We start from the raw sequence: 15,514 nt of genomic DNA on the forward strand, positions 1-15,514 counted from the left end.
CTGCCTGTCACGCAGGGGGTCGCGGGTTCGAGTCCCGTCCGTTCCGCCACTTATTTAACATTAAGCCTGCTCAGATAGCAGGCTTAGTGGTAAGAAAGCTTTAGGGGCGTAGTTCAATTGGTAGAGCACCGGTCTCCAAAACCGGGTGTTGGGAGTTCGAGTCTCTCCGCCCCTGCCATTTATAAGAATCCTTTGCTCAGGCAAAGGATTTTTTTTATCTCTACTATCCATCTGCAATATCCCTATTCAAAATACCTTGCTCCTCTCCGTCCATGGAGAGTACCGCTTATTCCAGGATAGGGCTTTTCAGGATCTCGTGGATCTGCGCCTGCTTATCGCTATTTTGTAACCAGATCGCATAGAGTGGGCGGGACAGCGTAGCGCTGTCCATGACCGTATGTAACCCATGCTTCTCTTTCGCCCAGCGAACAGGTAGCCAACAGCAGCCGCTCAGACGCGATAATTGCTGATAGATCAGTTCAGCTGAAGAGGTAGTGAGCAGCGGAACATCATCGCTTCCTATCAGACCCACTTCGTTTTGCTGAAAATCGGGCCCCCATTCAAGGCGCAAGTAGTTCAATTCATTTCTGTTTTTTGCAGGCGATGTGCAATACAGGGCAAGAGTAAAATTACCCAACAGCTGGCTGCTTAATTCATCCATCTTCGGCGATTCGGTGGTGATCAGCAGATCCAACTGGCGTTCGTGAAGCTGTTTAACCAGCGACTGCCGCTGCGCGATACGCGCTTCAAACTGGAGATTGTAAGGTGCGCTGTAGAGGGTGCCGAGCCAGCCGTTAAGCATGCATTCCCACAGCGAGGCGCTGGCCCCGATGGAGAATTCATTATGTCGCGAAGAGTGTGCGACCTCCTTGCGCGCAGCCTGCCAGGTATTCATTAGCGTTTCGGCGTAGGGCAGGAGCTTTTCTCCGGCGGTCGTCAGGCGAATGTTATTACGATGTCGGGTGAACAGGTTCACACCAAGTTGATTTTCCAGCTGACGAATACGAAAGCTGACCGCTGACTGCGTCAGGTAAAGCGCCTCTGCTGCTCGCCCAAAGTGACGAGTTCTGCTCACTTCCAGGAAAGTCTTGAGCAATTCCGTATCCACACCGTTCTCCACAAAATTATTTGTCGTGATGATTTAAATGTTTTGTTTGACGCTCTGTCAAGCGTAACTAATACTCCGCGCCATAAATAGCTCGGCCAAAGAATCAGGAGCGTGTAGGATGGCGGAAAGCTTTACGACGACTAATCGTTTTTTCGACAATAAAAATTATCCACGCGGGTTCTCCCGTCACGGTGATTTCACCATCAAAGAGGCGCAACTGCTGGAACGTCATGGTTATGCCTTTAACGAACTGGAACTGGGTAAACGCGAACCTGTTACCGATGATGAAAAACAGTTTGTCTCGGTGTGCCGTGGTGAGCGTGAGCCGGTAACGGAAGCAGAACGCGTATGGATTAAGTATATGGCGCGCATCAAGCGGCCGAAGCGTTTCCATACTCTTTCCGGCGGCAAACCGCAGATGGAAGGCGCTGACGATTACACCGAAAGCGATGACTAAGAAAAAAGGGCGTAAGCCCTTTTTTTACGCCATCATTTTCTGCAGATGGTTTAGCATCCGGTCTATCGCCCGATAGCTGAGCGCCTCCTGCAAATGACGGCGTTCAATCTCTTCAGCCTCTGCCAGATCGGCAATGGTTCTCGCCACCTTTAACAGACGCTGCCAGGCTCGTATAGAGAGCCCCAGCTGCGTTAGCGTCTGTTCCAGCCAGACAGCGTCCTCCCGCCGTAAGTGGCAGCAGCTCTTCATTTCACGATTCTCAAGGTGGGCATTGAGCTTATTTTGTCTGAGCATTTGCCGTTCGCGCGCCGCCAGCACCCGTTGTCGGACCGTTGCGCTAGACTCTTCGCCCTGCGTGCCCTGGCTCAGTATCCCTGGCGGCGGCAGCGGGATCTCTAAGGAGAGATCGAAGCGGTCAAGGAAGGGGCCTGACAGACGTCCCAGATAACGTAATGTCTGCTCAGGCGATGTACGATTATGTTTGCCCTGATAATGCCCTGTCGGGCTTGGGTTCATTGCCGCGATAAGCTGAAAGCGCGCCGGATAGTCAATTTTGGCGCGCGAGCGTGATATATGGATCTTGCCTGACTCAATGGGTTCGCGCAGCGCATCCAGTACACGCCGCTCAAACTCCGGCAGCTCATCAAGAAACAGCACGCCATTATGGGCCAGGGAAATCTCACCGGGGACCGGTATCGAGCCGCCGCCCACCATCGCTGCCAGCGAAGCGCTATGATGAGGTGCGCGAAACGGCCTCTGACGCCACCGGGTCTTCGCGGTATGCAGATTGACCAGGCTCTGAATGGCCGTGCTCTCCAGGGCTTCCTGATTGCTTAATGGCGGCAGGAGACCGGGTAGCCGGCTGGCAAGCATGGTTTTCCCGGTGCCGGGTGGGCCGATCAGGAGCAGGTTGTGACCCCCTGCGGCCACAATCTCCAGCGCTCGCTTGCCCTGCTGCTGGCCGATAACATCGCGCAGATCTTCGCCGCGTTCATCAACAGAGGGTGCCTCGGTGAGAGGACGCGATAGCGATGTCTGCCCCGCGAGAAAAGCACACACCTCCTGCAGATGGTCGGCGACCAGGCAGTCGCTGCCGCCGATCAGGCCGACCTCAGCCGCATTATCAGAGGAGACGACGATGCGCCGGCCGGCTTTGATGGCCTCCATTGCGCTGGGGATCGCCCCTGGAACGCCGCGTAACCCACCTGTGAGGGCGAGTTCGCCCACAAACTCATATTGATTCAGTCGCGTCGTGTTGAGCTGCTCTGAGGCAACGAGAAGCGCGAGAGCGATAGGTAGATCGTATCGCCCGCCCTCTTTAGGCAGATCCGCTGGCGCCAGGTTAATGGTTATTTTCTTCGCAGGGAAAGCGTAGCCGCTGTTGATCAAGGCGCTGCGAACCCGGTCACGGGCCTCTTTCACGGTGGTCTCCGGCAGTCCGACCATAGTCAGGCCGGGCAGACCGTTGCTGAGATGAACCTCGACAGTAATCAATGGCGCTTCGATACCGAGCGCCGCGCGGGTATAGACGATGGCGAGCGACATAAAACCTCCTGGACCAGGCAGGATTATGGCTGACCTGTGTTAAAACGGGATCGGTAATAGTCAGAAGTTAGGACCATAAATCCATACTTTTCGCGCCATATTGTTACATTTAGCCGAAACTGGAAGTTCGCTCGCAAAACAGAGCGGCGTTGGGAAGGAGGGCGCAAAAGAGCGCGGCAGGCGAGAGAAAACTGAGTTTTTTTCATCTTCGAATTTTTTCATATAAAACAATTATTTTTGCTGAAACTGTTAGGCTGCTCAGCAACAGAGATATAAAAAAATCTTGTGTTTTATGTGATGTCTGTGGTACCTCTTTAGGTATTCCTTCGAACAAGAAGCCAGAAAGTACAGAAAATGACAGCCCTTCTACGAGTGATTAGCCTGGTCGTGATTAGCGTGGTGGTGATTATTATCCCACCGTGCGGGGCTGCACTTGGACGAGGAAAGGCTTAATAATCAAGCCTTAACGAACTAAGACCCCCGCACCGAAAGGTCCGGGGGTTTTTTTATAACTGAAATAACCTAAGCGAGGAGCAGATGATGACTTTTAGCATAAAATTCTGTTTCTCCCGATTTATGACGGGGAACTAACTATGAATGGCGCGCAGTGGGTGGTACATGCTTTGCGGACACAGGGGGTCGACACCGTTTTTGGCTATCCGGGTGGCGCAATTATGCCGGTTTACGATGCACTGTATGACGGCGGCGTGGAGCACCTGCTGTGCCGGCATGAGCAAGGGGCAGCCATGGCGGCCATTGGTTATGCGCGAGCAACCGGTAAAACCGGGGTATGTATCGCGACTTCCGGCCCGGGCGCAACCAACCTGATCACCGGCCTGGCGGACGCTTTGCTTGACTCCATCCCCATTGTCGCTATCACCGGCCAGGTGGCCGCACCCTTCATCGGCACGGATGCGTTCCAGGAGGTAGACGTTCTCGGTTTGTCACTGGCCTGTACTAAGCACAGTTTCCTCGTGCAGTCTCTGGACGAGCTGCCGCGGGTCATTGCTGAAGCTTTCCAGGTGGCAAACTCAGGCCGTCCAGGCCCGGTGCTGGTTGATATCCCTAAGGATATTCAGATGGCGCAGGGCGATCTCGATCCCCATTTCTCTATGGTCGCCGATGAGATGGCATTCCCGCAGGCGGAAGTGGCTCAGGCTCTGCAGATGCTGGCTCAATCGCAGCAACCGATGCTGTATGTTGGCGGCGGGGTCGGCATGGCGCAGGCGGTACCGGCGCTGCGCGAATTCCTCGCAGTGACCCGGATGCCGGCGACCTGCACCCTGAAAGGGCTGGGCGTGGTGGACGCCGATTACCCGTATTATCTCGGCATGCTGGGAATGCACGGCACCAAGGCGGCCAATCTGGCGGTACAGGAGTGCGATCTGCTGATTGCCGTCGGCGCGCGCTTTGACGATCGCGTGACCGGCAAGCTCAACACCTTCGCGCCGCATGCCAAAGTGATCCATATGGACATCGATCCGGCGGAGCTGAACAAGCTGCGCCAGGCGCACATTGGTCTGACCGGCGATCTGAACCGCTTGCTGCCGGCGCTGCAGCAGCCGTTAGCGATCGATGGCTGGCGCGAGCGGAGTGCCGCACTGCGTGCCGACCACGCCTGGCGTTACGATCATCCCGGTGAGGCTATCTACGCGCCGCTGCTGCTGAAACAGCTTTCCGACCGCAAGCCGGCGGACAGCGTGGTGACAACCGACGTAGGCCAGCATCAGATGTGGTCGGCTCAGCATATGACCTTTAGCCGCCCGGAAAACTTCATCACCTCCAGCGGCTTAGGCACCATGGGCTTTGGCCTGCCGGCCGCCGTTGGTGCCCAGGTGGCGCGCCCTAACGATACGGTGATCTGTATCTCTGGTGACGGCTCCTTCATGATGAATGTGCAGGAGTTGGGCACCGTAAAACGCAAGCAGTTACCGCTGAAGATCGTATTACTCGACAACCAGCGGTTAGGGATGGTTCGACAATGGCAGCAGCTGTTTTTCCAGGAACGTTATAGCGAAACCACTCTGACTGATAACCCTGATTTCCTCACGCTGGCCAGCGCCTTCGGTATTCCTGGCCAACACATCACCCGTAAAGACCAGGTTGAAGCGGCACTCGACACCATGCTTTCGAGCCAGGGGCCATACCTGCTTCATGTCTCAATCGACGAACTTGAGAATGTCTGGCCGTTGGTGCCGCCCGGCGCCAGTAACTCTGAAATGCTGGAGAAATTATCATGATGCAACATCAGGTCGCTTTACAGGCACGTTTCAACCCGGAAACCTTAGAGCGCGTGCTGCGCGTTGTCCGTCACCGTGGTTTTCAAATCTGCGCAATGAACATGGAAACCGCAGCGGACGCACAGAACATAAATATCGAATTGACCGTTGCCAGCCCGCGGCCCGTCGAATTACTGTTTAGTCAATTAAGTAAACTGGTCGACGTTGCCTGCGTCGAGATCCAGCAACCCACATCACAACAAATCCGCGCCTGAGCGCAAAGGAAGAAAAATGACGACGAAAAAAGCTGATTACATCTGGTTCAATGGCGAGATGGTTCCGTGGGGCGAAGCGAAAGTTCATGTGATGTCCCATGCGCTGCACTATGGCACCTCGGTATTCGAAGGCATCCGTTGCTACGACTCGCACAAAGGCCCGGTGGTGTTCCGTCATCGCGAACATATGCAGCGTCTGCATGACTCAGCCAAAATTTATCGTTTCCCGGTCTCCCAGAGCGTCGACGAACTGATGGAAGCCTGCCGCGAAGTCATTCGCACTAATAATCTGACCAGCGCTTATATCCGCCCGCTGGTGTTTGTTGGCGATGTCGGCATGGGGGTAAACCCGCCTCCGGGTTACAACACTGACGTGATCATCGCGGCGTTCCCGTGGGGAGCCTACCTCGGCGCAGAAGCGCTGGAGCAGGGGATCGATGCCATGGTCTCTTCCTGGAACCGCGCGGCGCCGAACACCATACCGACGGCGGCGAAAGCCGGCGGCAACTATCTCTCCTCGCTGCTGGTTGGCAGCGAAGCGCGTCGCCATGGCTATCAGGAAGGTATTGCCCTCGACGTTAACGGCTATATCTCCGAAGGCGCAGGGGAAAACCTGTTTGAAGTGAAGGACGGCGTGCTGTTCACCCCGCCGTTTACCTCTTCCGCGCTGCCGGGCATTACCCGCGACGCCATCATCAAGCTGGCGAAAGATCTCGGTATTGAAGTCCGCGAGCAGGTATTGTCCCGTGAATCCCTGTACCTGGCGGATGAAGTCTTCATGTCCGGCACCGCGGCGGAAATCACCCCGGTACGCAGCGTGGATGGCATCCAGGTCGGCGCAGGCCGTCGCGGTCCGGTCACCAAACGCATTCAGGAAGCCTTCTTTGGCCTCTTCACCGGTGAAACAGAAGATAAATGGGGCTGGTTGGATCCGGTAAGTAAGTAATTAAAAATGGGACGGCACGCACCGTCCCATTTAATAAACACAGATGGGAGTAAAAAGAGCATGCCTAAGTACCGTTCCGCCACCACCACACATGGCCGCAATATGGCGGGCGCCCGCGCGTTGTGGCGCGCAACCGGGATGACCGATGCCGATTTCGGCAAACCGATTATCGCCGTCGTTAACTCCTTTACCCAGTTTGTTCCTGGGCACGTGCACCTGCGCGACCTTGGCAAACTGGTTGCCGAGCAGATTGAAGCCGCCGGTGGCGTGGCCAAAGAATTCAACACCATCGCAGTGGATGATGGGATCGCCATGGGCCACGGGGGTATGCTCTATTCACTGCCATCCCGCGAGCTGATCGCCGACTCGGTGGAGTACATGGTTAACGCCCATTGTGCGGATGCGATGGTCTGTATCTCCAACTGCGACAAAATCACCCCGGGGATGCTGATGGCTTCCCTGCGCCTGAACATTCCGGTGATCTTTGTGTCCGGCGGCCCGATGGAAGCCGGGAAAACCAAGCTGTCAGATAAAATCATCAAGCTCGACCTGGTGGATGCGATGATCCAGGGGGCGGATCCGAAAGTGTCCGACGAGCAGAGTAATCAGGTGGAACGGTCCGCCTGTCCGACCTGCGGCTCCTGTTCCGGGATGTTCACCGCCAACTCCATGAACTGCCTGACCGAAGCGCTGGGTCTGTCGCAGCCGGGTAACGGCTCTCTGCTGGCGACCCACGCCGATCGTAAGGAGCTGTTCCTTAACGCCGGGAAACGTATCGTTGAGCTGACCAAACGCTATTACGAGCAGGATGACGCTTCCGCGCTGCCGCGCAATATCGCCAGCAAGGCGGCCTTTGAGAACGCCATGACGCTGGATATCGCCATGGGCGGTTCCACCAACACCGTTCTGCACCTGCTGGCGGCGGCGCAGGAAGCTGAAATCGACTTCACCATGAGCGATATCGATAAGCTTTCCCGCAAAGTGCCGCAGCTGTGTAAGGTGGCGCCGAGCACGCAGAAATACCATATGGAAGATGTGCATCGCGCCGGCGGCGTGCTGGGCATTCTGGGCGAGCTGGACCGCGCCGGGCTGCTGAATCGCGAGGTTAAAAACGTTCTCGGCCTGACGCTGCCGCAGACCCTGGAACAGTACGATGTGATGGTCACCCAGGACGATGCGGTGAAAAAGATGTTCCGCGCCGGCCCGGCGGGCATCCGTACCACCCAGGCGTTCTCGCAAGACTGCCGCTGGGATACGCTGGATGACGATCGCGCCGAAGGCTGTATCCGTTCTCTGGAACATGCTTACAGCAAGGACGGCGGCCTGGCGGTACTGTACGGCAATTTCGCGGAAAACGGTTGTATCGTGAAAACCGCCGGCGTGGACGACAGCATCCTGAAATTTACCGGTCCGGCGAAAGTATATGAGAGCCAGGACGATGCGGTAGAGGCCATCCTCGGCGGTAAAGTCGTTGAAGGCGACGTCGTCGTGATCCGCTACGAAGGGCCGAAAGGCGGGCCGGGGATGCAGGAGATGCTTTACCCCACCAGCTTCCTGAAGTCGATGGGGCTGGGCAAAGCCTGCGCGCTGATCACCGATGGCCGTTTCTCCGGCGGCACCTCAGGGCTCTCTATCGGTCACGTCTCACCGGAAGCAGCGAGCGGCGGCAACATCGCGCTCATTGAAGATGGCGACATGATCGCGATTGATATTCCGAACCGCAGCATTCAGCTGCAGCTGAGCGATGCGGAAATTGCGGCGCGTCGTGAAGCCCAGGAAGCGCGTGGCGACCAGGCGTGGACGCCGAAAAATCGCCAGCGTCAGGTCTCCTTTGCCCTTCGCGCCTACGCCAGCCTGGCGACCAGCGCCGACAAAGGCGCGGTTCGCGATAAATCGAAACTGGGTGGCTAATCATGGCGGATTCACAACCCCTGTCCGGTGCCCCTGAGGGCGCCGAATACCTGAGAGCAGTGCTGCGCGCGCCGGTTTATGAAGCGGTGCAGAAAACGCCGCTGCAAAAAATGGACAAACTCTCTTCTCGCCTGGATAACGTTATTCTGGTGAAGCGCGAAGATCGCCAACCGGTACACAGCTTTAAGCTGCGCGGCGCCTACGCGATGATGTCCAGCCTGACCGCGGAACAGAAATCCCACGGGGTGATCACCGCCTCGGCGGGCAATCATGCCCAGGGCGTGGCGTTCTCCGCATCGCGGCTGGGCGTTAAGGCGCTGATCGTGATGCCGGTAGCGACCGCCGACATCAAAGTGGATGCCGTTCGCGGCTTTGGCGGCGAAGTGCTGCTGCATGGCGCCAACTTTGACGAAGCGAAGGCGAGGGCGGTTGAGCTGGCGCAGCAGCAGGGCTTTACCTGGGTGCCGCCGTTCGATCACCCGATGGTCATCGCCGGTCAGGGAACCCTGGCGCTGGAGCTGCTGCAGCAGGATGCCCACATCGACCGCGTGTTCGTCCCGGTGGGCGGCGGCGGCCTGGCGGCAGGCGTGGCGGTGCTGATCAAGCAGCTGATGCCGCAGATCAAAGTGATCGCGGTGGAAGCGGAAGATTCGGCCTGCCTGAAGGCGGCGCTGGACGCCGGTCATCCGGTGGACCTGCCGCGCGTCGGCTTGTTTGCCGAAGGCGTGGCGGTCAAACGCATCGGCGATGAAACCTTCCGTCTGTGCCAGGAGTATCTGGACGACATCATCACCGTCGACAGCGACGCTATTTGCGCGGCGATGAAGGATCTGTTCGAAGATGTGCGGGCGGTGGCAGAGCCTTCCGGCGCGCTGGCGCTGGCGGGGATGAAGAAATATGTCGCTCAGCACAATATTCGCGGCGAGCGACTGGCTCACATCCTGTCCGGGGCCAACGTCAACTTCCACGGTCTGCGCTACGTGTCTGAGCGCTGCGAGCTCGGGGAACAGCGCGAAGCGCTGCTGGCGGTGACGATCCCGGAAGAGAAGGGCAGCTTTCTGAAGTTTTGCCAGCTACTGGGGGGCCGCTCGGTGACGGAGTTCAACTACCGCTTTGCCGATGCCAAAGACGCCTGCATCTTTGTGGGGGTACGTCTGAGTCGTGGGCTGGAGGAGCGGAAAGAGATCCTCCAGTTACTGAACGATGGTGGCTACAGCGTCGTTGACCTTTCCGATGACGAAATGGCCAAGCTCCATGTGCGCTATATGGTCGGCGGCCGACCGTCCAAAGCGCTGCAGGAGCGGCTGTTCAGCTTCGAGTTTCCGGAATCGCCGGGGGCGCTGCTGAAGTTCCTGCACACCCTCGGCACCCACTGGAATATTTCGCTATTCCACTACCGTAGCCACGGCACCGACTATGGTCGGGTTTTGGCGGCCTTCGAGCTGGGCGAGCACGAGCCGGATTTTGAAACCCGTCTTAATGAATTGGGCTATGAGTGTCATGATGAGACCCATAACCCGGCATTCCGCTTTTTCCTCGCGGGCTAGTGGTTCGGCAGAATTTTCCAGAAAGCATCAATAAGCGGCTCATGCAGCCGCTTTTTTTGTGCGCAAACGCCGAGCTCAAACGGGGTTTGCTCATCGCTGCGTTCCAGGATCATCACCCTGTTGCGTACCGGCTCCGGACTGTTCTCCAGCACCACCTCCGGCAGCAGCGCCACGCCGCATCCCAGGGCGACCATCGACACCATCGCTTCGTGCCCGCCGACGGTGGCGTAGATCGACGGATTGCTGATTTTATGCCGCCGAAACCACAGCTCGATGCGCCGACGTACCGGCCCCTGGTCGGCCATGATAAAGGGCACTGTCGACCAGTCGGGGCGCTCGACGGTCACCTGGTTGCGCACCGGGCAGGGAAGGGCCGGGGCAATTAACACCACGGCGAGGTTCTCCAGCATCGAAAACGCCACCGACCCTGGCAGAGTCTCCGGCTTACCGGCAATCGCCAGGTCGGCTTCGCCGGTGACCACCTTCTCCATGGCGTCGGCGGCGTCGCCGGTCGACAGCTTGATCTCCACCGAGGGGTGCGCGGCGCGAAAGCGGTCGAGGATCGGCGGCAGATGGCTATAGGCGGCGGTGACGGAGCAGAAGATGTGCAACTCGCCGGAGAGCGAAGGGCCCTGCTGATCGATGACGTGACGAAGCTGCTGATACTGCAGTAAAGTCTGTTGGGCAAAGGTACGTAACTCCTCCCCGGCTTCGGTAAGGGTCACCGTGCGATTATCTCGCACGAACAGCGGCTGGCCGAGGTCCTCTTCCAGACGCTGGATCTGGCGCGAAAGCGTCGACGGGCTGACGTGCATGGCCCGCGCGCTGCGGCCAAAATGGCGGCTTTCCGCCAGATGCAGAAAGGTTTTCAGATCGCGTAAATCCACGGCGCGTACTCCCCGGTTTTGTATTTCATAAAATGCAACGTGACGTTGTGAATATATCAATTTCCGCAATAAAATTCCTGTCATATAGTAAGTTCATTCTCGCAAAAGCGAACCGAACAATAAGCACGACACAACATCACGGAGTTACAGACATGGCTAACTACTTTAATACACTGAACCTGCGCCAGCAGCTGGCACAGCTGGGCAAATGCCGTTTTATGGCGCGCGACGAATTCGCCGATGGCGCAAGCTACCTTCAGGGTAAAAAAGTGGTCATCGTCGGCTGCGGCGCGCAGGGCCTGAACCAGGGTCTGAACATGCGTGACTCCGGCTTGGATATCTCCTATGCGCTGCGCAAAGAAGCGATCGCCGAGAAGCGCGCCTCCTGGCGTAAAGCGACCGAAAACGGCTTCAAAGTCGGCACTTATGAAGAGCTGATCCCGCAGGCGGACCTGGTGGTTAACCTGACTCCGGACAAACAGCACTCTGACGTTGTGCGCTCCGTACAGCCGCTGATGAAAGACGGCGCGGCGCTGGGCTACTCCCACGGTTTCAACATCGTGGAAGTGGGCGAGCAGATCCGTAAAGACATCACCGTGGTGATGGTGGCGCCGAAGTGCCCGGGTACCGAAGTGCGTGAAGAGTACAAACGCGGTTTCGGCGTACCGACGCTTATCGCGGTACATCCGGAAAACGACCCGAAAGGCGAAGGCATGGCCATTGCGAAAGCATGGGCGGCGGCGACCGGCGGCCATCGTGCGGGCGTGCTGGAATCTTCCTTCGTTGCCGAAGTGAAATCTGACCTGATGGGCGAGCAGACCATCCTCTGCGGCATGCTGCAGGCGGGTTCTCTGCTGTGCTTCGACAAGCTGGTGGCGGAAGGTACCGATCCGGCGTATGCAGAAAAACTGATTCAGTTCGGCTGGGAAACCATCACCGAAGCGCTGAAGCAGGGCGGCATCACCCTGATGATGGATCGCCTCTCTAACCCGGCGAAACTGCGCGCTTATGCGCTCTCCGAGCAGCTGAAAGAGATTATGGCGCCGCTGTTCCAGAAACACATGGACGACATCATTTCCGGCGAATTCTCCTCCGGTATGATGGCGGACTGGGCGAACGACGATAAGAAACTGCTGACCTGGCGTGAAGAGACCGGTAAAACCGCGTTCGAAACCGCGCCGCAGTATGAAGGTAAAATCGGCGAGCAGGAGTACTTCGATAAAGGCGTTCTGATGATCGCGATGGTGAAAGCGGGCGTTGAGCTGGCCTTCGAAACCATGGTGGCCTCCGGCATCATCGAAGAGTCCGCTTACTACGAATCACTGCACGAGCTGCCGCTGATCGCCAATACTATTGCCCGTAAGCGTCTGTACGAGATGAACGTGGTTATCTCTGATACCGCTGAATATGGTAACTACCTGTTCTCTTATGCTTGCGTACCGCTGCTGAAAGAGTTCATGACCACCCTGCAGACTGGCGACCTGGGTACGGCGATTGCCGAAGGCGCGGTAGACAACGCTCAGCTGCGTGATGTTAACGAAGCCATTCGCAGCCACGCTATTGAGCAGGTTGGTAAGAAACTGCGCGGTTATATGACCGATATGAAGCGTATCGCGGTAGCCGGCTAATTCCTCGTCGTCTTTCGACTTGCCGATGCGTTGGCTACGGTACGTACACCCCAGTCACATAGTAATCTATGTTCGTGGGGATGTACCTCCTTGCCGCCTTCCGGCAAGCCGAAATCCATAGAGGAATGGATTTGTTTAATAGGCCTGATAAGCGAAGCGCCATCAGGCAAAAACCCGGAGATTAAGATCCCCGGGTTTTTTTATTATTTCCGGTACAGCACTTTGATGATGTGGTAGCCGAACTGGGTATGCAGCGGGCCGGTTGGCTCCAGCACCGGGCAGGAGAAAACCACTTTATCGAACGCCGGCACCATCTGGCCCTGGCGGAACTCACCTAAATCACCGCCGCGTTTGCCTGATGGGCAAATGGAGTGCTTCTTCGCCAGCTTACCGAAGTCGGCGCCGTTTTTAATCTGCTCCAGAAGATCCAGAGCCAGTTTCTCTTCTTTAACAAGAATATGCAGTGCTGCTGCTGTTTTTGCCATGATCGTGCCTTGAATAGGTTGAGATAAATCGGGGCGCAATATACCACGCGTCAGCGGCGATAAAGCACCTTAATGATATGGTAGCCAAATTTGGTTTTTACCGGACCGTAGGGCTTGAGAAGTGGGCAGCTAAAGACCGCCTGATCGAATGGGCCGACCATCGCGCCTTGCTGAAACTCCCCCAGATCGCCGCCGTTACGCCCGGACGGGCATTTCGAATAGCGCTTCGCCAGATGATCGAAGCTGATGCCGCGTTCCAGTTTGGCAAGGATCTCCTGGGCCAGTTTCTCTTCTTTGACCAGGATATGCAGGGCTGCTGCGGTCTTTTTCATGGTTCTGCTCTACGGGTTAATCGCGATTTCTTCACTTTACCATCAGTCGGTAAATCTCGGCTCCGCTTTCTGCTACAATCCCCACCCCGTTCGAAGATTGAGCAAGACTCCCATGCGTTTAAACCCTGGCCAACAACAAGCCGTCGAATTTGTAACCGGACCTTGCCTGGTGCTGGCGGGCGCCGGCTCCGGTAAGACCCGCGTGATCACCAATAAAATCGCCCACCTGATCCGCGGCTGCGGCTATCAGGCGCGTCATATCGCGGCCGTGACCTTTACCAATAAAGCCGCGCGCGAGATGAAAGAGCGCGTTGGGCAAACGCTGGGGCGCAAAGAGGCGCGCGGGCTGATGATTTCCACCTTCCACACTCTGGGGCTGGATATCATCAAGCGGGAATACGCCGCGCTGGGCATGAAGTCTAACTTCTCCTTATTCGACGATACTGACCAGGTGGCGCTGCTCAAAGAGCTGACCGAAGGGTTGATCGAAGATGACAAAGTGGTGCTCCAGCAGTTGATCTCGACGATCTCCAACTGGAAAAACGATCTGAAAACCCCGGCGCAGGCCGCCGCGGGTGCGAAAGGCGAACGGGATCGCATCTTCGCCCACTGCTATGGGCTGTACGATGCGCATATGAAGGCCTGCAATGTCCTCGATTTTGACGATCTGATCCTGCTGCCGACGCTGCTGCTGCAGCGCAACGAGGAGGTGCGCGAACGCTGGCAGAATAAGATCCGCTACCTGCTGGTGGATGAGTATCAGGATACCAACACCAGCCAGTATGAGCTGGTGAAGCTGCTGGTGGGCCAGCGTGCGCGTTTTACCGTGGTAGGCGACGATGACCAGTCGATCTACTCGTGGCGCGGCGCGCGGCCGCAGAACCTGGTGCTGCTCAGCCAGGACTTCCCGGCGCTGCAGGTTATCAAGCTTGAGCAGAACTATCGCTCCTCCGGGCGTATTCTGAAAGCCGCTAACATTCTGATCGCCAATAACCCGCACGTTTTTGAAAAGCGGCTGTTCTCTGAGCTGGGATATGGCGCTGAGCTGAAAGTGCTCTCCGCCAACAATGAAGATCATGAAGCGGAGCGCGTGACCGGGGAGCTGATCGCCCACCACTTCATTAATAAAACCAATTACAAAGACTACGCGATCCTTTATCGCGGCAATCACCAGTCGCGGGTCTTTGAAAAGATGCTGATGCAGAACCGCATCCCGTACAAAATCTCCGGCGGCACGTCGTTCTTCTCGCGCCCGGAAATTAAAGATCTGCTGGCCTATCTGCGCGTGCTGACCAACCCGGACGACGACAGCGCCTTCCTGCGTATCGTGAATACACCGAAGCGCGAGATCGGCCCGGCGACGCTGCAAAAGCTCGGTGAGTGGGCGATGGGCCGCAACAAAGGATTGTTCACCGCCAGCTTTGATATGGGTCTCAGCCAGACGCTGACCGGGCGCGGGTATGAATCACTCACCCGCTTCACCCACTGGCTGCGTGAGATCCAGCAGCTGGCCGAACGCGAGCCGGTCAACGCCGTGCGCGACTTAATCCGCGGAATTGACTACGAATCCTGGCTGTATGAAACCTCGCCCAGCCCGAAGGCCGCAGAAATGCGCATGAAAAACGTCAACCAGCTGTTCACCTGGATGACCGAGATGCTGGAAGGCAGCGAAATCGATGAGCCAATGACCCTGACGCAGGTGGTCACCCGCTTTACGCTGCGCGACATGATGGAGCGCGGTGAATCGGATGAAGAGCTGGATCAGGTGCAGCTGATGACCCTTCATGCCTCAAAAGGGCTGGAGTTCCCGTATGTTTACCTGGTGGGAATGGAAGAGGGATTGCTCCCGCACCAGAGCAGCATTGATGAAGATAATGTCGATGAAGAGCGCCGGTTAGCCTACGTGGGCATCACCCGCGCGCAGAAAGAGCTGACCTTTACGCTCTGTAAGGAGCGCCGGCAGTATGGTGAGGTGGTGCGCCCGGAACCGAGCCGTTTTCTGCTGGAGCTACCCCAGGACGATCTGATTTGGGAGCAGGCGCGCAAAGTGATTACCGCTGAAGAGCGAATGCATAAAGGACAGGCTAACGTGGCGAACATTCGCGCCATGCTGGCAAAAGCTAAAGAGAAAGGATAGCGATAAGCTGGCCGGGTAAGGCGAAGCCGCCGCCCGG

General features: G+C 57.1%; 14 protein-coding genes and 1 tRNA gene. 10 read left to right on the forward strand and 5 right to left on the reverse strand.

The features are described 5' to 3' along the window. Positions 1–102: 102 nt before the first annotated feature. Positions 103–178 (forward strand) — tRNA-Trp (locus tag ABLV64_RS15445). 108 nt (positions 179–286) lie between these two features. Here the strand turns inward: ABLV64_RS15445 and hdfR are convergent. After that, on the reverse strand, positions 287–1,108 hold the full coding sequence (hdfR, locus tag ABLV64_RS15450; RefSeq protein ID WP_004886879.1) for an HTH-type transcriptional regulator HdfR: 822 nt from the start codon (positions 1,106–1,108) through the stop codon (positions 287–289). Between the two features lie 118 nt (positions 1,109–1,226). Between hdfR and ABLV64_RS15455 the strand changes: the two genes are divergently transcribed. Then, entirely contained in the window at positions 1,227–1,565 is a 339-nt protein-coding gene (locus ABLV64_RS15455; RefSeq protein WP_004886877.1) for a DUF413 domain-containing protein, read from the forward strand. Positions 1,566–1,589: 24 nt separating this feature from the next. On the opposite strand, the gene ABLV64_RS15460 is transcribed toward ABLV64_RS15455, so the two are convergent. After that, positions 1,590–3,110, reverse strand: coding sequence for a YifB family Mg chelatase-like AAA ATPase (locus ABLV64_RS15460; protein WP_004886875.1), 1,521 nt, complete (start codon positions 3,108–3,110; stop codon positions 1,590–1,592). A gap of 354 nt (positions 3,111–3,464) precedes the next feature. On the opposite strand from ABLV64_RS15460, the gene ilvL reads away from it, so the two are divergent. The 6 genes from ilvL to ilvA all read left to right on the forward strand — a co-directional run bounded on the left by ilvL (position 3,465) and on the right by ilvA (position 10,008). Then, a complete protein-coding gene (gene ilvL / locus ABLV64_RS15465; protein ID WP_001311244.1) occupies positions 3,465–3,563 on the forward strand; it encodes an ilv operon leader peptide in 99 nt (32 codons plus the stop codon). Between the two features lie 140 nt (positions 3,564–3,703). Beyond that, positions 3,704–5,350: an acetolactate synthase 2 catalytic subunit gene (gene ilvG / locus ABLV64_RS15470; protein WP_064178653.1), complete on the forward strand. Its 1,647-nt coding sequence runs from the start codon at positions 3,704–3,706 to the stop codon at positions 5,348–5,350. Beyond that, complete coding sequence (ilvM, locus tag ABLV64_RS15475) at positions 5,347–5,604, forward strand: acetolactate synthase 2 small subunit (protein ID WP_004886870.1); 258 nt, start codon at positions 5,347–5,349, stop codon at positions 5,602–5,604. The genes ilvG and ilvM overlap by 4 nt, the downstream gene beginning before the upstream one ends. A 16-nt stretch (positions 5,605–5,620) precedes the next feature. Continuing rightward, the gene (gene ilvE / locus ABLV64_RS15480; RefSeq protein ID WP_002883171.1) at positions 5,621–6,550 is read left to right on the forward strand and encodes a branched-chain-amino-acid transaminase; all 930 of its coding nucleotides are present in this window, start codon (positions 5,621–5,623) and stop codon (positions 6,548–6,550) included. Between the two features lie 60 nt (positions 6,551–6,610). Further along, positions 6,611–8,461, forward strand: a complete 1,851-nt coding sequence (gene ilvD, locus ABLV64_RS15485) for a dihydroxy-acid dehydratase (RefSeq protein ID WP_002883173.1) — start codon at positions 6,611–6,613, stop codon at positions 8,459–8,461. Positions 8,462–8,463: 2 nt separating this feature from the next. After that, the gene (gene ilvA, locus ABLV64_RS15490) at positions 8,464–10,008 is read left to right on the forward strand and encodes a threonine ammonia-lyase, biosynthetic (RefSeq protein ID WP_080936265.1); all 1,545 of its coding nucleotides are present in this window, start codon (positions 8,464–8,466) and stop codon (positions 10,006–10,008) included. Here the strand turns inward: ilvA and ilvY are convergent. Then, a complete protein-coding gene (ilvY, locus tag ABLV64_RS15495) occupies positions 10,005–10,895 on the reverse strand; it encodes an HTH-type transcriptional activator IlvY (protein ID WP_002883176.1) in 891 nt (296 codons plus the stop codon). The genes ilvA and ilvY overlap by 4 nt on opposite strands. Before the next feature lie 152 nt (positions 10,896–11,047). Here ilvY and ilvC point away from each other — a divergent pair, with 152 nt between their 5' ends. After that, a complete protein-coding gene (gene ilvC / locus ABLV64_RS15500) occupies positions 11,048–12,523 on the forward strand; it encodes a ketol-acid reductoisomerase (RefSeq protein WP_002883178.1) in 1,476 nt (491 codons plus the stop codon). Positions 12,524–12,726: 203 nt separating this feature from the next. Here ilvC and ppiC (ABLV64_RS15505) read toward each other — a convergent pair whose 3' ends face one another. Both ppiC (ABLV64_RS15505) and ppiC (ABLV64_RS15510) read right to left on the reverse strand, forming a co-directional pair. Continuing rightward, positions 12,727–13,008: a peptidylprolyl isomerase PpiC gene (ppiC, locus tag ABLV64_RS15505; protein WP_004886861.1), complete on the reverse strand. Its 282-nt coding sequence runs from the start codon at positions 13,006–13,008 to the stop codon at positions 12,727–12,729. 50 nt (positions 13,009–13,058) lie between these two features. Then, positions 13,059–13,340 carry a peptidylprolyl isomerase PpiC gene (ppiC, locus tag ABLV64_RS15510; protein ID WP_004886860.1) on the reverse strand — a complete coding sequence of 94 codons (282 nt, stop codon included), beginning with the start codon at positions 13,338–13,340 and terminating at the stop codon, positions 13,059–13,061. A 112-nt stretch (positions 13,341–13,452) separates the two neighbouring features. Here ppiC (ABLV64_RS15510) and rep point away from each other — a divergent pair, with 112 nt between their 5' ends. Continuing rightward, on the forward strand, positions 13,453–15,477 hold the full coding sequence (gene rep, locus ABLV64_RS15515; protein WP_348843312.1) for a DNA helicase Rep: 2,025 nt from the start codon (positions 13,453–13,455) through the stop codon (positions 15,475–15,477). Positions 15,478–15,514: the final 37 nt, after the last annotated feature.

The organism is Klebsiella sp. JB_Kp031 (assembly GCF_040064295.1).
GTDB classification, from domain to species: Bacteria; Pseudomonadota; Gammaproteobacteria; order Enterobacterales; family Enterobacteriaceae; genus Klebsiella; species Klebsiella quasipneumoniae.